Annotated in this window: 20 protein-coding genes; 14 read left to right on the forward strand and 6 right to left on the reverse strand. The window is 39.0% G+C overall.

What is annotated here, in order from left to right:
- Positions 1 to 66: 66 nt before the first annotated feature.
- The 4 genes from C8K15_RS12435 to C8K15_RS12450 all read left to right on the forward strand — a co-directional run bounded on the left by C8K15_RS12435 (position 67) and on the right by C8K15_RS12450 (position 3,699).
- The gene (locus tag C8K15_RS12435) at positions 67 to 990 is read left to right on the forward strand and encodes a S66 peptidase family protein (protein ID WP_108586721.1); all 924 of its coding nucleotides are present in this window, start codon (positions 67 to 69) and stop codon (positions 988 to 990) included.
- 17 nt (positions 991 to 1,007) lie between these two features.
- On the forward strand, positions 1,008 to 2,111 hold the full coding sequence (locus tag C8K15_RS12440; protein WP_108586722.1) for a mandelate racemase/muconate lactonizing enzyme family protein: 1,104 nt from the start codon (positions 1,008 to 1,010) through the stop codon (positions 2,109 to 2,111).
- Positions 2,112 to 2,122: 11 nt separating this feature from the next.
- The gene (locus tag C8K15_RS12445; protein ID WP_108586723.1) at positions 2,123 to 3,064 is read left to right on the forward strand and encodes a C40 family peptidase; all 942 of its coding nucleotides are present in this window, start codon (positions 2,123 to 2,125) and stop codon (positions 3,062 to 3,064) included.
- A 158-nt stretch (positions 3,065 to 3,222) separates the two neighbouring features.
- Positions 3,223 to 3,699, forward strand: coding sequence for an acyl-CoA thioesterase (locus tag C8K15_RS12450; RefSeq protein ID WP_108586724.1), 477 nt, complete (start codon positions 3,223 to 3,225; stop codon positions 3,697 to 3,699).
- A 100-nt stretch (positions 3,700 to 3,799) separates the two neighbouring features.
- Here the strand turns inward: C8K15_RS12450 and C8K15_RS12455 are convergent, their stop codons facing one another.
- The gene (locus C8K15_RS12455) at positions 3,800 to 4,435 is read right to left on the reverse strand and encodes a histidine phosphatase family protein (RefSeq protein WP_108586725.1); all 636 of its coding nucleotides are present in this window, start codon (positions 4,433 to 4,435) and stop codon (positions 3,800 to 3,802) included.
- A gap of 103 nt (positions 4,436 to 4,538) precedes the next feature.
- On the opposite strand from C8K15_RS12455, the gene C8K15_RS12460 reads away from it, so the two are divergent.
- A complete protein-coding gene (locus C8K15_RS12460; RefSeq protein WP_108586726.1) occupies positions 4,539 to 4,925 on the forward strand; it encodes a hypothetical protein in 387 nt (128 codons plus the stop codon).
- Between the two features lie 44 nt (positions 4,926 to 4,969).
- On the opposite strand, the gene C8K15_RS12465 is transcribed toward C8K15_RS12460, so the two are convergent.
- Positions 4,970 to 5,497 carry a GNAT family N-acetyltransferase gene (locus C8K15_RS12465; protein ID WP_108586727.1) on the reverse strand — a complete coding sequence of 176 codons (528 nt, stop codon included), beginning with the start codon at positions 5,495 to 5,497 and terminating at the stop codon, positions 4,970 to 4,972.
- Between the two features lie 114 nt (positions 5,498 to 5,611).
- Between C8K15_RS12465 and C8K15_RS12470 the strand changes: the two genes are divergently transcribed.
- A complete protein-coding gene (locus tag C8K15_RS12470; RefSeq protein ID WP_108586728.1) occupies positions 5,612 to 6,346 on the forward strand; it encodes a sulfite exporter TauE/SafE family protein in 735 nt (244 codons plus the stop codon).
- A 56-nt stretch (positions 6,347 to 6,402) separates the two neighbouring features.
- Complete coding sequence (locus C8K15_RS12475; protein WP_108586729.1) at positions 6,403 to 6,831, forward strand: YkvA family protein; 429 nt, start codon at positions 6,403 to 6,405, stop codon at positions 6,829 to 6,831.
- A gap of 28 nt (positions 6,832 to 6,859) precedes the next feature.
- On the opposite strand, the gene C8K15_RS12480 is transcribed toward C8K15_RS12475, so the two are convergent.
- Positions 6,860 to 7,570 (reverse strand): serine hydrolase, encoded by a 711-nt coding sequence (locus C8K15_RS12480; protein ID WP_108586730.1) that lies wholly within the window; start codon positions 7,568 to 7,570, stop codon positions 6,860 to 6,862.
- A gap of 262 nt (positions 7,571 to 7,832) precedes the next feature.
- On the opposite strand from C8K15_RS12480, the gene C8K15_RS12485 reads away from it, so the two are divergent.
- The 3 genes from C8K15_RS12485 to C8K15_RS12495 all read left to right on the forward strand — a co-directional run bounded on the left by C8K15_RS12485 (position 7,833) and on the right by C8K15_RS12495 (position 10,372).
- Positions 7,833 to 8,756, forward strand: a complete 924-nt coding sequence (locus tag C8K15_RS12485) for an ABC transporter ATP-binding protein (protein WP_108586731.1) — start codon at positions 7,833 to 7,835, stop codon at positions 8,754 to 8,756.
- Between the two features lie 4 nt (positions 8,757 to 8,760).
- Positions 8,761 to 9,681: an ABC transporter permease gene (locus C8K15_RS12490; RefSeq protein WP_233260476.1), complete on the forward strand. Its 921-nt coding sequence runs from the start codon at positions 8,761 to 8,763 to the stop codon at positions 9,679 to 9,681.
- A gap of 130 nt (positions 9,682 to 9,811) precedes the next feature.
- A complete protein-coding gene (locus C8K15_RS12495; RefSeq protein ID WP_108586733.1) occupies positions 9,812 to 10,372 on the forward strand; it encodes a M15 family metallopeptidase in 561 nt (186 codons plus the stop codon).
- Between the two features lie 64 nt (positions 10,373 to 10,436).
- On the opposite strand, the gene C8K15_RS12500 is transcribed toward C8K15_RS12495, so the two are convergent.
- The gene (locus tag C8K15_RS12500) at positions 10,437 to 10,736 is read right to left on the reverse strand and encodes an MGMT family protein (protein ID WP_108586734.1); all 300 of its coding nucleotides are present in this window, start codon (positions 10,734 to 10,736) and stop codon (positions 10,437 to 10,439) included.
- 109 nt (positions 10,737 to 10,845) lie between these two features.
- Here C8K15_RS12500 and C8K15_RS12505 point away from each other — a divergent pair, with 109 nt between their 5' ends.
- The 3 genes from C8K15_RS12505 (at position 10,846) to C8K15_RS12515 (ending at position 13,269) form a co-directional block, all read left to right on the forward strand.
- Positions 10,846 to 12,498, forward strand: coding sequence for a M20/M25/M40 family metallo-hydrolase (locus tag C8K15_RS12505; protein ID WP_108586735.1), 1,653 nt, complete (start codon positions 10,846 to 10,848; stop codon positions 12,496 to 12,498).
- Positions 12,499 to 12,553: 55 nt separating this feature from the next.
- Positions 12,554 to 12,913: a VOC family protein gene (locus tag C8K15_RS20335; RefSeq protein ID WP_108586736.1), complete on the forward strand. Its 360-nt coding sequence runs from the start codon at positions 12,554 to 12,556 to the stop codon at positions 12,911 to 12,913.
- A 71-nt stretch (positions 12,914 to 12,984) separates the two neighbouring features.
- On the forward strand, positions 12,985 to 13,269 hold the full coding sequence (locus C8K15_RS12515; RefSeq protein ID WP_108586737.1) for a DUF6509 family protein: 285 nt from the start codon (positions 12,985 to 12,987) through the stop codon (positions 13,267 to 13,269).
- Between the two features lie 189 nt (positions 13,270 to 13,458).
- Here C8K15_RS12515 and C8K15_RS12520 read toward each other — a convergent pair whose 3' ends face one another.
- A complete protein-coding gene (locus C8K15_RS12520; protein ID WP_108586738.1) occupies positions 13,459 to 14,556 on the reverse strand; it encodes an MBL fold metallo-hydrolase in 1,098 nt (365 codons plus the stop codon).
- A gap of 332 nt (positions 14,557 to 14,888) precedes the next feature.
- On the opposite strand from C8K15_RS12520, the gene C8K15_RS12525 reads away from it, so the two are divergent.
- Entirely contained in the window at positions 14,889 to 16,076 is a 1,188-nt protein-coding gene (locus C8K15_RS12525; protein WP_108586739.1) for a hypothetical protein, read from the forward strand.
- A 202-nt stretch (positions 16,077 to 16,278) separates the two neighbouring features.
- Here the strand turns inward: C8K15_RS12525 and C8K15_RS12530 are convergent, their stop codons facing one another.
- Entirely contained in the window at positions 16,279 to 17,175 is an 897-nt protein-coding gene (locus C8K15_RS12530; RefSeq protein WP_108586740.1) for a thermonuclease family protein, read from the reverse strand.
- Positions 17,176 to 17,384: the final 209 nt, after the last annotated feature.

The following is a 17,384-nucleotide window of genomic DNA, read 5'->3' on the forward strand; positions in this document are numbered from 1 at the left end:
TATGAAAAAAAGTTATACTTAAATATAGATAACTAGTTTTCAAGACAGAAGAGAGGAGCAACATCCATGCGCACTAGACCAACACGATTACAAAAAGGGGATACGATTGGAATTATCGCTCCATCAAGTCCACCTAATATAGAAAATTTAAACCGCTCGCTAGCCTTTTTAGACCAATTAGGATTAAACGTTAAAATGGGGAAACATGTTGAAAAAATTCATGGTTATTTAGCGGGAACAGATGATGAACGCTTAGGAGATTTACACGATATGCTTTCAGATCCAAACGTTAAAGCTATTATTTGCGCAGGAGGAGGATTCGGAGCTGCTCGCTATGCGGACCGCATCGATTTTCAATTAATGACTGAGCAACCTAAGATATTGTGGGGCTATAGCGATATTACCTATTTACACACGACTATTGGTCAATTCGCCAATGTAGTCACATTCCACGGACCAATGCTCGCATCGGATGTCGGAAAAGACACCTTCCAGGAACTATCTGGTCGCATGTTTGGACAATTATTCGAACCAATCGAACTGCATTATACCGAAGATATATCACCTTTAACAACTCTAAGTGGTGGAATGGCACAAGGGGAATTGGTTGGAGGTAATTTATCGCTGCTGGTCAGTGCGCTTGGCTCTAAATATGAGATTGATACACGTGGGCAATTGTTGTTAATTGAAGATGTAAATGAAGAACCATATAAAGTGGATAGCATGTTAAACCAATTGCGTTTAGCAGGGAAACTACATGATGCTGTTGGATTCGTTATAGGTGATTTTTCAAAAACAGAACCAAAAAAACGAAAAACAACATTAACACTTGAAGAAGTGCTGAACCACTATTTAGGGGATTTAGGAAAGCCAGTAGTATCTGGTTTTAAAATTGGTCATTGTCAACCACATTTTGCAGTACCACTTGGAGTGGAAGCAAGATTAGATGCGGATGCAAAAACATTGACCATTTTACCAGGCGTCAAATAAAAGGGAGGTAATCCATCATGATCATACATTCAATCGAAACCTTTTCGGTTGCGGTACCGCTCACAAAACCGTTTAAAACTGCACTTCGTACCGTCACGATTGCCGAATCTGTTTTTGTGAAAATCACCACCGAGGATGGCTTGGATGGGTGGGGAGAAGCCCCCCCAACTCATGTCATTACAGGTGATTCGCTTGGGAGTATTCAATTTGCAATCGATCAAGTGATCGGGCCTCACTTACTTGGTCTTGATTTACACCATTCGGAGCGGGTATTCCAAAAATTGCATCGCTCCATGGTTGGTAATTCAAGTGCAAAAGCGGCGCTTGATATGGCCATTCATGATTTGCTCGGTCAACTAGCGGGGCTTCCGCTTGTCACACTTCTCGGAGGCTATCGTGATACACTTGAAACCGATTTTACGGTCAGTGTAAATGATGCAGCAGAAATGGCTGAGGATGCGGCCCGTTATGTAGGTAAAGGGTTTAATGTGTTGAAAATCAAAGTAGGTATTGATGATATCGCAAAAGACGTTGAACGTATCCGTGCAATCAGAAAGAAGATTGGTAAAGAACCAAAGCTGCGACTCGATGCGAACCAAGGGTGGGAAGCAAAAGAAGCGGTCCGAGCTATTGGTCAAATGGAAGACGCTGGTCTTGAAATAGAACTCATCGAACAACCAGTAAAAGCGTATGATATAGAAGGACTACAATATGTAACGATGCATACACATACGCCAATCATGGCGGACGAAGCTATTTTCACCCCCAAAGATGCAGTACGTGTGTTACAACTGCGTGCAGCTGATTTAATTAATATTAAACTCATGAAAGCTGGAGGCATTTATCAAGCGCTGAAAATTAATGCATTAGCTGAAAGTTATGGTGTAGAATGCATGACAGGTAGCATGATTGAAACAAAACTTGGCATTTCAGCAGCCGCTCATTTTGCTGCAAGTCAACCGAATGTGACACGTTTTGATTTTGATGCACCGTTAATGTTGGCTGAAGATATTGTTGAAGGCGGTATAACTTACGAAGGCAGACATATTCGATTTTCTAAATTACCTGGTCTCGGATTACATAGTGAGTTAATGAATAAACGTTTACTTCTAAAAGGATAAGGAGAGGTAAAATGCTATTTCAATCAGTAACAAGATGGGTTTGTTCAGTTTCAGTAGCAACAGTATGGACATCTCCTGAATCAGCACGTCAAAAAGATACACCAGGTTTAGAAAATCCAGTCCGTGTTCCAAAATGGTTGGAAGAATTAACGTATAAAGACTTGCTCGATCTGTGTGAAGGAAACCGCATTCAAACACAATTGTTATATGGGGAGCCTGTGTTAATCGAAGAAATTGTCGGCGACTGGGCTAAAGTAATTTGTACTTGGCAACATTCTAAAAAAGATGAACGTGGCTATCCAGGATGGGTACCCCTCGTTCAATTAAAAGAAATGGAACGCATTTCAGATTTCGGATATGCGAAAGTCCGTCTCCCTAAAGTTCAGCTTTGGACGAAGGAAAGAAAACCGTTACTTGTGGTTCCATTTAATACAATCTTACCGGTTATCGATAATAATGATCAGTTTACTTTAGTGAACACCCCTCATGGAGAAGCGCTAATTTTAAGTGAAGAAGTCGAACATTCACCAGGTATTGAATCATTTGTTCAACGTTCAGGAGGCGACATCGTTTCTTGTGCTACTAAATTCATAGAGAAACCATACTTCTGGGGCGGAATGTCTTCATATGGCTATGATTGTTCCGGCCTTAGTTACAACATGTATAAAGCACATGGATATTTCCTTCCAAGGGATGCAGACGATCAAGCAAGAAATGGGCAAGAAGTTAATTCAACAGATACAAATCAGTGGGAAATAGGCGATTTATTATTTTTTGCAAATGAAGTTTCTAACAAAGTTCGACATGTTGGAATTTATTGTGGAAATGGACTAATGGTTCATTCTCCATCGACAGGACAATGTGTAGAAATTATTGAATTAGCGGGTACGAAGTATGAGAATGAATTGTGTGCAGTAAGACGCTATGCAAGATCTGAAGAAGCAGTTTCCTGATTCATTACGTATAGTTTGAAAGCCAGTCCATGAATGAATAGAGGACTGGCTTTTTTTATTTGCAAAAATAAAAGCTAAGACGATAATTATGTTAGATACTTTAAATTGATGGTCAGGTTTTGTATGATGAACCTATGAATCATGAAGGAGATTAAATTATGACCCAACCAATTCCGATGAAGCAGTCCCGTACGATTCAAACACATTTAGTGTTGCCGCCCGATATCAATCATCTCGAAACCATTTTCGGGGGGAAAGTTTTATCTTATATTGACGAAATAGCTGCAATCACAGCCATGAAGCATTGTAAAAATGCAGTCGTGACCGCGTCTATCGATTCCGTCGATTTTTTATCATCCGCTCGTGTAGGTGATGTACTCGAATTAGAAGCAGTCGTCAGTTCGACAGGTCGAACATCAATGGAAATCTATGTACGCGTGCAATCAACGAATTTGTTAACAGGTGAAACGAAGCTAACGACCGAATCCTTTTTAACGTTTGTCGCAATTGATTATACAGGTAAGCCAACACCTGTGCCGGGCATTATCGCTGAAAGCGAATCCGAAATTCGACTTTACGAATCCGGCCCTGCTCGTCGAGAACACCGTAAACAACGTATTCAAATGAAACATTAAATGAGAAGCGGGGGTTAATAGCCCCGCTTTTGTTGTGTGGATGTATGTTGTGTCGCTCTAGGTTGACGGAGTGCGGCTCCAGGTTGTACAAAATCCAAAATTACTGCACTCGAACTGTACCTTCTACTTCTTCCGCATGCGACATATCGCCAATCAAGGTGAGTTCTCGTCGATCAGTATCAATTTCCAGCATTGTCAAACTTGTGCCGTGGATAAAAGGGGGATCCCAAAGTGAATCCAACTCAGCGCCGTTAAAATGATTGATTAAACATTTTTTAACGACACCATGCGTTACAATCAAAACATGACCATTTGGATGAGCAGTGACGATTTCTTCAACAGCACGCAATATTCGTTCTTTCAACATATAGAAGCTTTCACCAGAAGTTGGTTGAAATTGACTTGGCTGTTCATAGTAGGTTTTTACATCTTCCGCGAAATCACGCTCGATGTCAGAAGATAACATACCTTGCCACTCACCGACATTAATTTCGCGTAAGTCTTCTTTTCGAATGAGTGGAATAGTACGTTTGCCGAGTATAAGTTGTGCAGTATGCATCGTGCGACCACTCGTACTACTGTATACGGCGTCTAGTGGCACATCTTGAAGACGCTTGCCTAATTGTGTTGCCGCTACCACTCCACTGGCTGTTAAGGAGGAGTCAGCCCACCCTTGCATGCGAGATTGTACATTCCATTCAGTTTGCCCATGTCGAGTAATATATATTGTAAGCATCAAATTCCTCGTTTCGTTAAAGTATGGGTTTTTTATCTAATTTTACCAAAATTGAAACTTTTTAATAGCTTTTTCGTACTAATTGTAAAGGAGCGAAATCATCATGATAACATTTATAGACAAATACCAAAGCATCATTCTTAGTATAATTTTAGTTTTCTATATTGCTAATTCAATCTACATAGGTTCTTCCAATCTGTCATTCATCCTGTTCTTATTGGTCATTCTGTTGCAAGTGATTCGCTTGCGAAAACATATTAAACAATTGTCATTCCTACAATTCGCAGCCCTCTTTGCAACCATGATTGCGTTTCTGGCGGCCCTCGTCTCTATTTTTGTTGGCTTAAATCACTTAATAAATATTGGCATCCTGTCCTTCCCAGACTGGATGATTATGGTGATTCAAATTACATTAATCATTGTATTTATATTAAGTCTCACGACGATTGTGCGCAGTTTGTATGAGCGCTTTACCCATTCAAAAGCATAACAAAAGGATGACTCCTAAAAAGAAGGCATCCTTTTTCGGTTCCATTATTTGAGTAGTTTTACTTCTGAGGCAAGCATTCCGTATAGATGCATGTCATGACGTTTTCCGTCGCGTTGCAAAAATTCACGGTAAGTACCTTCATGTTTAAATCCGAGAGATTCATAGAGCTTGATAGCGCCTTTGTTATAGCCAAAAACGGTCAGAGTCAATCTATGTAAATTGAGTTCGTTAAACCCGTAATTCACTAACAACAGCATGGCGTCCCTACCAAACCCTTGGCCATGAAAATCAGGACCAAGAGCAATTGAAAGCCAGGCAACACGATGTGGCCAGACGATTTCTTCAATTGCACAAACGCCTAAAAACTCTTCCGTATCAAGAGGACGGATCGCAAAACGGTAACTGCGGTCTGAATGATCATCGATTAATTGGTTCGCATTTTTCTCGGATTCTTCGCGAATAGGTGAAGAATTATAAAAACGGCCAAATGATTCAACACTATTCCACTGACGATATGTTGGAAGGTCTTCTTTTCTGATACCTGTTAAACGAATTTTTGATCCAATAAACATAATCAATCCCCCTTGTCATAAGTTTTTCTTATCGTAACTCATTATATCATCGTCATGTTCTTATTTCGAGACGCGAAGTACAATAAGGAATAACAAGAAAGACAGGTGACGACTATGGATTATCTACTACTGTATTTGATTGGTGTTACGGCAACAACAATCGGCACTCTGGCAGGTGGTGGTGGCCTCATTAGTTTGCCAACGATGTTGCTTCTAGGCATGCCGATTCATTCAGCCATTGGCGCAAATAAAGTATCCAACACAGTAAGTTCTTTCTCCAGTTTTTTCACATTGTATAAACGTAAACAAATCACGTTGAAGGATTCTTTTTGGCTAATTCCGATAAGTTTGGGTGGGGGTGTAACGGGAGGGTTTATTGCTTCTCAGTTATCTGCAAGCAATCTGTATGTACTGGCAATTTGCCTGCTAGCATTTGCTTTTCTCACATCTTTTATTGGAAAAGGCAATTTCACAGGAGAAAAACCGTTAAAACTGACACGAGTTAGTGGACCAGGTCTTTTTGGAATCGGTATTTATGATGGTTTATTTGGTCCGGGACAAGGTACGTTAATGCTTTACTTGTTTAGTTACATGAACATCGCATATGTGAAATCAGTAGGACTAGTAAGACTTGCTACTTTCTCTAGTTGTTTTGGTGCAGCGATTAGTTATATTTCATCTGGAGTCATTATATGGCCATTAACACTTGCCTTAATGGCTGGATCGATTACAGGTGCCCAACTAGGTGTACGAATTGCGGAGAAAATAAAACCTCAGTATGTGAAACCAATCTTACGGATAGTTACTGCTTTGCTCATTTTGCAATTAGTCTTTGAAAACATATTATAGGTATTCATTGAAAACTATCACACAAACCGACATACTAGTTTCAAAGGGGTGTTGATATGAACAAAAACAAGGATTTGATAAAAAGCTTAGATCCGCAAAGTGAGATTGAAAGCTCGCAAATGCATTATTCAGAAGAAAAGTTTTGGAGAAAACTATTGAAATATAGCAAAAAAGCAGGAGAAACGACAGTATATACAAGTTTATTACTATACTTCACTACTCAAAATCCAGCAGTACCAAAATCTGCAAAACTAACGATTATTGGTGCATTAGGGTACTTAATATTCCCAGCTGACGTCCTTCCAGATTTCATTCCAGTCATTGGTTTGGCGGATGATGCAAGTGTTATTGCATATGCTTTGTATCAAGTAATTTCACATATTGATGAGCCAACTAGACAACGTGCCCAAGAAAAAATGAAATCATGGTTCGGTGATTCAGGACAATCAAGTAAAATAGATGATCAATTGTTCAATGAAAAATAAAAGAGCGAGCCGATAGCGGTTTGCTCTTTTATAATTCATTAAACATATGGCCAAATTCATGTAAAAACTCGCGATCTAGTGAATTATCACCTTCAGTTAAGCCAACGAAAAGTCCAATTTGTCCTTTATAAACAAATAGTCCAACATCATGTTCAATATCATCTAACTCACCCGTTTTATTAAAGAAAACAAAATTCTCATTATTAACTCCAGCCGGTATTTTATCTTGAAATTGTTGTTTCTCTAAAATATGTAACATGTCATGAAAAACAGGAGAACTAACCAGCGTACGTAAGCAAGCTACTACGTCACGCGCACAAATAAAATTATCTCGTTCTTCGGAAATTGCAATAGGGTCACACATTTCACGTCCCAGTTTCGATTTCGTCATGCCAAGATGCTGCAAATAACTGTTTAGACGTTTAAACCCATAACGCTTTATCAGTAGGTTAGTTGCAGTATTATCTGAAACTACGATCATCAGTACATGTAAATCACGAACTGAAAAACTTCTCGTCTGGGTGACCAGTGTTTGCAAAACGCCAGATCCATCTACGATATCTTCAGGTGAAACTTCTACGAGATCATCCAAATCCTTTGCATAATTGAAACCATAAAGAAAAATAGGTAGCTTGATGACGCTAGCAGACTTAAACACTTCATCAATATTTATAGAATAGCGGACTGTTCCTATGGGATACTCTAAATGCAACCCATATTTCCTGGGAAATTTTTTCACGATAATTCACCACATCCTTTTCCCTATTTTATCCTATAAACATCACCGAATAAATCCTTCGCATGAAATAATTCCCATATAATTACTTGTAAAATAAATAGAAAATTTATCAAAAAATGAAACTTTGACCCATGTGTTTCGTATATAAAAATAGCCACCGAAAGATTATTGATTAGTAATCAATGAAATGATGAACTTTTAAGTAGTTACTTCGTCTTATGGAGTAGATGGCAGATGTCGTTATTTAAGGAAGGTGATAAGAGTGGAACAACAACCAATTGTTGAGTTAAAGGGTTTGTCAAAAACCATCGGCAAAAAGAAAATTATTGATAACTTGAATTTGCAATTATTCCCTGGTCAAATCACAGGTTTCTTAGGGCCGAATGGAGCAGGTAAAACAACGACTATTCGAATGATGGCAGGATTAATGAAACCTTCAAGTGGAGAAGTTATAGTTGAAGGTCAGACACTGACAGATCATTTTGAAGAAACGATGAGTAAAGTAGGAGTAATTGTAGAAAATCCTGAGATGTACAAATACATGTCTGGATGGAAAAATTTATTGCACTTTGCGCGCATGAATAAATCGATTACAAAAGAGCGTATTACCGAAGTAGTGGATCAAGTAGGCATGCAAAATCGTATACACGAAAAAGTATCCTCATATTCACTCGGAATGCGTCAACGTCTAGGCTTAGCACAAGCCTTATTACATCGTCCGAAATTCTTAATTCTCGATGAACCAACAAACGGATTAGATCCTGCAGGGATTCGAGAATTTCGTACATATTTGCGGAAAATCGCTGTAGAAGATGGAGTTTCCGTATTTGTATCGAGTCACTTACTCACTGAAATCGAACTTATGTGTGACAGAATTGCAATCATTCAAAACGGTCAACTTATCGATATTCGTGAAATGAATCAAAAAGAAGAAGCACATTATTATATTGAAGCTCAACCAGTTGAACAAACACGTGAATTATTAGTAGGACTGGGACTAACTGTGGCAGAAAGCGGTCATGGATTTATCGTCAAAGTAGAGCAAGACCAAATTCCTGCAATCATTCAATCCATGGTAACTGCAAATCTTCAAATATTTGCTGTGCAACCATTCCGTAAAACGCTCGAAGATCAATTCTTAGAAATGACCGGAGGTGGCCAAATTGCTGAATCTCATAAGAAATGAATGGATGAAGTTATGGCATAAAAAAGCCACTTGGATTATGGTAGCCTTATTATTATTCATATTAATTGGTATTGGCGGTATTATGAAGTTTGTACAATCCACTTTAGACCAACCAGAAAATCAGCCATCATGGGAAGAAAATGAAGCTGAAAATAAAGCGTTTTTGACTGCTGAACTTGCAAATCCTAACATAGATGATACGACGAAAAAACAATTAGAAAAAGAACTAGCAATTTCAGAATATCGTATAGAAAAAGATTTAGAACCAATGGATCCTAGTGGTAGAGAACAGTCTATACTTGATTCACACTTTATGTTGTCATTGGTTGTCTTGTTGTCAGTTATTGCGGCAGCTGGTATTGTGGCATCTGAATTCTCACAAGGCACCATTAAGATGTTACTAAGTAGACCGGTCAAGAGATGGAAAATATTAACGTCGAAATATTTGACGACATTGTTATTTGCTTTGATGCTAACTATGATTTCATTTGTCGCATCATTAATTGCAGGTTACTTGTTCTATGATCCAAGTGGCGGCGCAATTTTAGACTATCGTAATGGAGCAGTTGTCGAAGTATCATATTGGGGAAGGGTGCTTGCGTTATACGCCTTGCAATTCGTAGGTATAATCGTTTATTTAACATTTGCCTTTATGATTGGCAGTGTTTTCCGTTCAAGTTCTCTTGCCATTGGATTATCGATATTCCTTTTATTTGTTGGACCAAGTATCGTACTATTCCTAAGTAAATATGAATTCGTGAAATACATCTTGTTTACACATACAGATTTAACTGGATATATCTCGGGAAATACGTTTGTTCCAGGACTTACTTGGCCATTATCCCTTGTGGTCTTGACCATCTATATGTTGTTATTCTTAGTCATCAGCTTCTGGTCATTTACTAAGCGAGATGTCACAGCTTAATTTCAATGGAGTCGTTCCTTTCAAAGGAGCGACTCTTTTATCGATAAGGGAATAGTCGGTTTAAAATCATTGAAAGAAATAAAAGAAATTTCGTAAGATGGAAAACAGTGTGTAGGAAGGAGGAGTTCGCCTGAAACGACTATGGACATGGTTAAATATTGCGTTCTGGCTCGTGATTGGCGGGCTCTTCTTTATATGGGTTCACAATGAATTAGAGTTTAGAGAAGAGCTTAAGGAACGAACTTTACCAGAAGGACTGCATCCAATTGTTGGAGAAAAAAGTAATCAATTACTAGATCAAGCAGAAGAAATAGGCGTCCCCATCATGATAAGTGATGGCTTTCGATCTGTAGAATCTCAAGACGTATTATATGACAAAGGACGTTCGATGGAAGGGGACATCGTTACGTATGCGCGTGGTGGTGAAAGCTTTCATAACTATGGACTTGCCATCGATTTCGTCTTGAAAAACAAGGATGGCTCGATTAGTTACGATTTGGAACGCGACATGAACAACAATGGTGAAGCGGATTGGGTAGAGGTTGCCAAACTCGGTAAAGAACTAGGATTTGACTGGGGCGGTGACTGGGCTGGCTTCAAAGACTATCCTCATTTAGAGTATACTTTCGACTTATCGATAAGAGATTTGCAAAATGGCTGGCGTCCAGAAGATAAAATTAAAAATAAATAGAGTATGAAAAAGGTTGCCTCGGCAGCCTTTTTCTATTGAGGATTTTTAGTGTTGGCGCAAACACTTACTTTTCAAACACACTTAAATCTACTCGTCCGCTTGCTAGAAACGCTACGCCTTCACTTTCAAGCAACGTGCGTTGCAAATTCTTTGACTCTTCGTCAGAAATGGCGATTTCGCCTCGAATATTGACTACTCGATGCCAAGGCAATCCGTGTTTCTCGCTCATCGTATGTAAAATGCGTACGACTTGTCTTGCAGCGCGAGGACTACCTGCCATGCGTGCGACTTGTCCATAAGTGACTACGTAGCCTTCAGGTATTTCTTTTAATACGCGTACAACTTCTGCTGTAAATGGTTGCATACTCGTTCACTCCTAACTCTCCTTATTGTAATCAAAGCGTGTTCCCCATGTCGACTGTCTATGATATATTACGTGTAACTAAATATATCGACTAGAGGGGTGACTAGACATGTTTGATTGCCGTGAAGAAGTGTGGGCATTGACGAAACAGTTAGTGCGAATTGAAAGTATTGTGAATGAGGGCGGAGAAAAGGTGATGTCGCAGGCACTTCATACGCTCATTTCTTCCTATCCTTATTTCCAACAACATATTGAACACATAATCTATCAACAGACGGAAAACGATGAGCAAGAGCGTTACAATGTCATTGCGTTTGTTAAAGGAACAAAAAACCCTTCCAATAAAACGGTTTTATTAATGGGACATATTGATACAGTTGGCATCGACGATTTTAATTTAAAAGAGCATGCACTGGACCCCGATGCACTAGCACAAGCCTTACAACAAGAAGACTTGCCTGAAGCGGTGAAAGATCATCTCACGTCAGGTGAATTCGAATTTGGACGAGGTGTTCTTGACATGAAGTCAGGCGTGGCTAGTCATCTGTACTTGTTGAAATATTATTCGGAGCATCCTGAAGAGCTTGAAGGTAATTTAATGGCGGTCTTTGAGTGTGATGAAGAAGATGGTTCGCACGGGATTATATCTTCATTAACCGAATTAAAACGTCTTCGTGACGTTCATGGATTTGATTATGTAGCAGCGATTAATGCTGATTTTGTATCTCCTCGTTACAATGGGGATCCTAACCGCTACATTTACAAAGGAACAGTTGGGAAGTTATTGCCATCATTCTTCATTACGGGGTCTGAAACCCATGTGGGTTCTTGCTTTGAAGGAATTGATCCTAATTTTATCGCTGCTCATTTAACAAGACAAATCAGTTATAATCCGGCACTTTGCAATGAAGCTTTTGGGGAAACGACGGTGCCACCAGTTTCATTAAAACAAATGGACTTAAAACCAACATACACTGTGCAGACAGCTTTATCTGCGTATGTCTATTTCAATTTCTTTATACATTCGTGGTCACCAAAAGAAGTACTTGAGCTCTTAACAGTCGAAGCAGAAACGGCATTTTCCACGGCACTACAAGAATTCAAACAACATTATGCAACGTTTAGCAAAGTAAGTGGGGAACCAATGAATGACATCCTGTGGGAACCACGAGTCATGAAGTACGAGGACATGCTATCTCTACTGCAGAAAGAGCATGGTGAAGCTTTTACGCTACATGTGGAAGCTTTCAAAGATCAATTATTACAGCAAACCGACCTCGATACACGCATGTTCGCTGTTCGCGTTGTTGAAGAAACTTGGAAATGGATGCCTGATAAAAATCCAACCATCATTTTGTTTTACTCATCACTCTATTCACCAAGAATTGAAGTGACTGGTAAAAGTGACAAAGAACAAAACCTACTTGATGCTTTAGATATGGCAGTGGAAACCGTTCAACCTAACTACCCGCATCCAATCGTCACAAAAAACTTTTTCCCGTACATTTCGGACATGAGTTTTGTCGCATTAAGCGACGACGAGTCAGGGATTTCTGCTGTCTCAACGAATAATCCTGGATGGGGAACAAAACACTATGTCGACTATGAAGCCATTCGTGCCATAAACGTCCCCGTTATCAATATCGGACCTTACGGATACGATGCACATAAACAATACGAACGAATGGAACGCGATTTTACGCTTAATATCGTGCCAAACTTAACTAATGAAGTATTGAAAAACCTAATAGGATCTAGATAGAATATGGAATTAACAAGGTCCTCAAACTTTTACTTGATGAGGAGGAGATAATAAGATGAATTTTAGTATGTCTAAGAATATTGGTTTTCAAGTAGACGACGTAGAGAAGGCGAAACTTTTTTATGAGAGGGTTATGGGTTTGAAAGAGCCTGCCCAAAGTGAGGTAGATGAAGTGGAATTTCGAACGAACCACAATTCCATTTTTCTAATTCCAGGCAATGAAAATTTAGGTCCTGTTATGGAACAGTCGTCAACAATTTGGATGAGGCTAAGGAACTTTTTGTGCAAAATGGCTGTGAAATTGTTCGCTGGGAAGGTAAAGGAAAGGATTGTTATGTGCGCGATCCGTTCGGCATGGTTTTTAATGTGTGGGAAGAGAATTAAAAGATTTATTATATTGATTGGCATTATATAAGCTCTACAGATACAATTAGACCATAGGAAGACAACATCAAGACCAATAAATCATCTAAAGGAGAATAAATAATGGAAATTATAAGTCATTTGGTTAATAAAATAAACGATCCGACTGGTATTATCGTCGGAGACCGTTATGAATTTTTACTAGATATTAAAGTTGAAGAAGACGATGAACTTTATACAGAAGGTGGATTAGAGCTTCGGGTGATTTTTGCTTCAGATGATGAAAATGGAGAGCGCGTTGTGCAATATTACTTTACGGAAAAAGCATCAAGAGATGCACTTGACTTTGCTCTAGAAGACGACGAAGAAGCAGAAATTCTTGAGTACTGCAAAAAAAACTTAGCATAATGGAAACTCCTTTTTAAAAGCAACATCTTACAAGAAGATGTTTAGCTTTTTAAAAGGAGTTTTTTCTTTGCGCTTATTCAAACAACCGAAATAGTTCCATGTTATCGATAACGAAATAGATGGTCTATTGATAAAAATGATAGCTATATCGTTATGGAACTAAAATTGCCCGTCTCTATGTTTGTAACATTAAACCGTCATCCACCATTGTTCTGATGGATATTCTTCAGCTCCAACAACTATCGACTGTCCAATTATCGGCGTTGTAATAGCGACACCCCGTTCAATAGCAGCTTTCGTTACACGTTCAATTGGATCGGTCCACTCATGAAAGGCTAGAGTAAAAGCTGACCAATGGATTGGCATCATCAATTTTCCATTTACATCAAGATGAGCTTGCACCGTTTCTTCAGGAGTTAAATGAATATCAGCCCAACGATCATCATATTGTCCACATTCAATCATAGTAAAGTCGAATGGGCCGTACTGAGCTCCAATTTCTTTGAAATGAGGACCGTATCCGCTATCACCACTATAAAAAATATTCGTTTCTCCGCTTTGAATAACCCAAGACGTCCAAAGTGTGGAATTTTGATCGAACAGACTTCGTCCTGAAAAGTGACGAGCAGGCGTACTAATAAACTGTATTCCCGAATGCTCTATTGCGTCCCACCAATCCAGTTCATTAATTTTTCCGGTAGGAACACCCCATCCTTCTAACCGACTCCCGACACCTAGAGGTACAATAAATTGCCCGACTTTATTTTTCAACAAATTAACTGAATCATAATCTAGATGATCGTAATGGTCATGAGAATAAAGCACAATATCAATGAATGGAATGTCCTCCTTATCAAATGGCAGGTCTTGGCTGTAGCGTTTTCCACCGATTTGTGGAAACGGCGATGGCGAACGACCAAGCATCGGGTCGATAAAAATCGTCTTTCCATGGAGCTCTAGAAACACAGTTGAATGGCCGAACCAGGTTACTCTTGCTTGATTATGCGAATGATTATCCCACTTAAAACTCTGCATCGGAAGTGGGAGAGAAGGCGTTAAATTAGGGATTTTCCGAGTATAATCTCTTATGATAGAACCTAAAGACTGTAAATCACTTCCCATAGTCGTTGGGTAGATATTCTTAAATTTATTTTTTTCGTAATTTGGTGAGCCTTGATAATCCAATCTTTTCTTCGCATTTGGCGTTTTTCCGAACATCGGGTAATGCTGTAAAAATAGAGTAGAAGCAGCTCCGATAGCCGCAATTCCGAGTACTGTTTTTTTCATATAGAGCACCTAAACTTTCAAAGAATTTGGGAAAATTCATTCTGTAATTAGTAGCATAAAAGACATTGGTAGATTCGTCATGTTTTAAGAAAGTTTAATGTCCATTTTTATTCTATTCCCCTTTTCCTTCCATAATAAAGTCTTCCTGACGATAATTAATCGTTTATGTCATATATAAGCGTTTACATGCACGTTTTTCCTTATTTAAATCATAATATTCATTCAATTCTATTTATTCTATATATTTATCATGTCGAATCATGTTACTGTTGTACACATTACTTCGACAAACGAAGAGTAAGAGAAAAGTTTATGGAGAGAGGGAAATCGTAATGTCACAGATGTTAGCATTGAGTATTTTGGTATTTTTCCTTTTTATTGGAGATGTAGTTGCGGTTCGCACGAAAGCTTGGGTTCCTTCCATTTTTATTAGTGCCGTCCTTTTCTTAATCGGATATTGGACATTTTTCCCGGAAAATATTGTGGAGCTGGCTGGCATACCACCAACCGTAGCGGTGATGCTAATTTACTTGTTAATTACTAACATGGGAACGTTGTTATCTGTGCAAGAATTGATCAAGCAATGGAGAACGATATTAATCGCATTAGCTGGAATTCTCGGTATTATCACAGCATTATTTGCAATAGGAACATTCCTATTTGGCAGTGAAACGATTATCGTTGCCATTCCACCTTTAGTAGGCGGACTTGTTTCAGCACTTATTATGTCCGAAGGTGCTGCAGCGGCAGGACTTCCAAGCTTAGCAGTTTTCGCTATCGTTATTTATGTAATGCAAGGTTTCGCAGGATATCCATTAACATCAGTTGTGTTGAAAAAAGAAGGAAAACGTTTGCTTCAACAATTCCGAGATGGGGAAATTGTGGAGAAACAAGTTGAAGGCGGGAACATTGATTCAGGTGTAAATGAATTGAAATTATTTAAGTGGATGCCCGAAAAATACAATACCGAATTCTTCAAATTTTTCCGTTTAGCATTTGTTGGTTTCTTAGCTTATCAAGTGTCTGTATGGCTTGCGCCGATAGTGACCATTAGTCCATTCGTATTGTGTTTATTGTTTGGAGTAATCGCAACAAGTGTTGGCTTCTTAGAAAAACACCCTTTGAAAAAAGCAAATGGCTTTGGATTCGCCATTTTAGGATTGATGTTGTTCATTCTGGACGGTTTGAAAAAAGCCACACCAGAAATGATGGTGGAACTGATCTGGCCGTTGATTGGCTGTATCGTCCTTGGAGTAGCAGGCATGTACGTGTTCTCATTGATTATGGGCAAAGTATTAAAAGTCAGTAAAGAAATGGCTTTTGCCGTTTCATTAACCGCACTATACGGTTTCCCAGCGGATTACATCATTACAAACGAAGTAATCAACTCATTAACAACAGATGAAAAGGAACGCGAAGTGTTAACAAGCCACATGTTGCCACCAATGTTAGTTGCAGGTTTCATCACTGTAACAATCGTTTCTGTCATACTGGCAGGTATCTTCGTCGGCTTCTTGTAATCGTATTGAATTATCTTAAAAACACGAAAGGCCTCCTCGATTTCTTTCCGAGGAGGTCCATTTTGTTTTTAAGTGATTAAAACGAGTGAAAAAGTCAACTTGGTTCAAAAGGCCTTCTAGTTGGTCGAAAATCCGCCAAAGGTGGTTGAAAAGACATTCTAATTGGATGAATCGCATTCAAAGTCGATTTTCGCCATTCTCATTAGTTTTCACATGCAAAGTTATCTTTATCTCTGTCCATTTTGACCTGGTAGGCGGGGTGGTTGTTTGCAACTCCGTTTGGATACTTAGTGTGCAGATGCGTACAATTATCGAACCATTCTGTCGTCTCTGTTGAAACTTCTGACGAACGCTCAGATCCAGCTTCCGAGCTTGCATCAGAAGATCTTTCTGAAGAAGCAGTTGGCGTATTCGCAAATCCTGAATCTGTAGCATAGTCTTCAACTGCCCAAAAGCCTAATTTTTTCGACTTAGCAACTTGCTGTGCTTCTTCGTAAGGTGTTAAATGGCGAGTATTTGGAGGATACACATAAGCAACACGTGCTAACCCATCGCGTATCAACGCTTCTTGAACACTTTTACCGTCGACATACACATATGCCAACAAACGTCCGTATTTATCACGTTTTTCACCAACATCAAATTCTAGTGTTAAGTTCCCACTATTCACAAGGGCACGATTGCGTTCCTTGGCTTCAGACCCAAAAGGTTGTTTCCCAAGACGTGGATGATTTGTTTCAGGTGTATCTATTAATAAATAACGAACCGGTTCATTGACACCGTTATACATCACGCGAATGGTATCTCCGTCAGTGATTGAAACAAGCGTCACCGGAATTTGATCTGTTGTTCCTTCTTTCGGAACAGTCTTGGCAGGGGCTGAGGTCTTCACTTTCTCTTGCTTCGCGACTTCTTTCTCGTCTTCAACAGTTTCTTCTTTTACGGCATCATCGGAGCGAGTTTCTAGAGCTTCCGTCTCTTTTACAACAGGCTCATACTTTTCATCTTCACTACTTGATAAAGTAGTTCCGCAACCTGAAAAGATAAGGATGCTTCCAATAATCAATAACGCTACTATTTTACGAAAATTAAAGTTCACTTCCAAAATCCTCCTTGATACTTACTTTCCTAGTATAACAATGAGGTCAACTGGTTAAACACTAATATTCTCGCTTGAAAAACAATCCAATCAAAAAACCTCCTCATTAATTCCGAGGCCACTGAAAAAGTCTATATTGTTTAAATTAAGCGAGCCTTTCTTCGATTTTTATCGAGGAAGGGCTCGCTTTTTTTGTTGTATAATAAGTG

Origin of the sequence: Paenisporosarcina sp. OV554, from assembly GCF_003058165.1 — a bacterium.
In the GTDB taxonomy this organism is placed as follows: Bacteria; Bacillota; Bacilli; order Bacillales_A; family Planococcaceae; genus Paenisporosarcina.

Bases quoted from the DNA above. Each gene is read 5' to 3' on its own strand.
- C8K15_RS12435 (WP_108586721.1), top strand. From the start codon at position 67: ATGCGCACTAGACCAACACGATTACAAAAAGGGGATACGATTGGAATT.
- C8K15_RS12440 (WP_108586722.1), top strand. From the start codon at position 1,008: ATGATCATACATTCAATCGAAACCTTTTCGGTTGCGGTACCGCTCACA.
- C8K15_RS12445 (WP_108586723.1), top strand. From the start codon at position 2,123: ATGCTATTTCAATCAGTAACAAGATGGGTTTGTTCAGTTTCAGTAGCA.
- C8K15_RS12450 (WP_108586724.1), top strand. From the start codon at position 3,223: ATGACCCAACCAATTCCGATGAAGCAGTCCCGTACGATTCAAACACAT.
- C8K15_RS12455 (WP_108586725.1), bottom strand. From the start codon at position 4,435: ATGCTTACAATATATATTACTCGACATGGGCAAACTGAATGGAATGTA.
- C8K15_RS12460 (WP_108586726.1), top strand. From the start codon at position 4,539: ATGATAACATTTATAGACAAATACCAAAGCATCATTCTTAGTATAATT.
- C8K15_RS12465 (WP_108586727.1), bottom strand. From the start codon at position 5,497: ATGTTTATTGGATCAAAAATTCGTTTAACAGGTATCAGAAAAGAAGAC.
- C8K15_RS12470 (WP_108586728.1), top strand. From the start codon at position 5,612: ATGGATTATCTACTACTGTATTTGATTGGTGTTACGGCAACAACAATC.
- C8K15_RS12475 (WP_108586729.1), top strand. From the start codon at position 6,403: ATGAACAAAAACAAGGATTTGATAAAAAGCTTAGATCCGCAAAGTGAG.
- C8K15_RS12490 (WP_233260476.1), top strand. From the start codon at position 8,761: ATGAAGTTATGGCATAAAAAAGCCACTTGGATTATGGTAGCCTTATTA.
- C8K15_RS12500 (WP_108586734.1), bottom strand. From the start codon at position 10,736: ATGCAACCATTTACAGCAGAAGTTGTACGCGTATTAAAAGAAATACCT.
- C8K15_RS12505 (WP_108586735.1), top strand. From the start codon at position 10,846: ATGTTTGATTGCCGTGAAGAAGTGTGGGCATTGACGAAACAGTTAGTG.
- C8K15_RS20335 (WP_108586736.1), top strand. From the start codon at position 12,554: ATGAATTTTAGTATGTCTAAGAATATTGGTTTTCAAGTAGACGACGTA.
- C8K15_RS12515 (WP_108586737.1), top strand. From the start codon at position 12,985: ATGGAAATTATAAGTCATTTGGTTAATAAAATAAACGATCCGACTGGT.
- C8K15_RS12520 (WP_108586738.1), bottom strand. From the start codon at position 14,556: ATGAAAAAAACAGTACTCGGAATTGCGGCTATCGGAGCTGCTTCTACT.
- C8K15_RS12525 (WP_108586739.1), top strand. From the start codon at position 14,889: ATGTCACAGATGTTAGCATTGAGTATTTTGGTATTTTTCCTTTTTATT.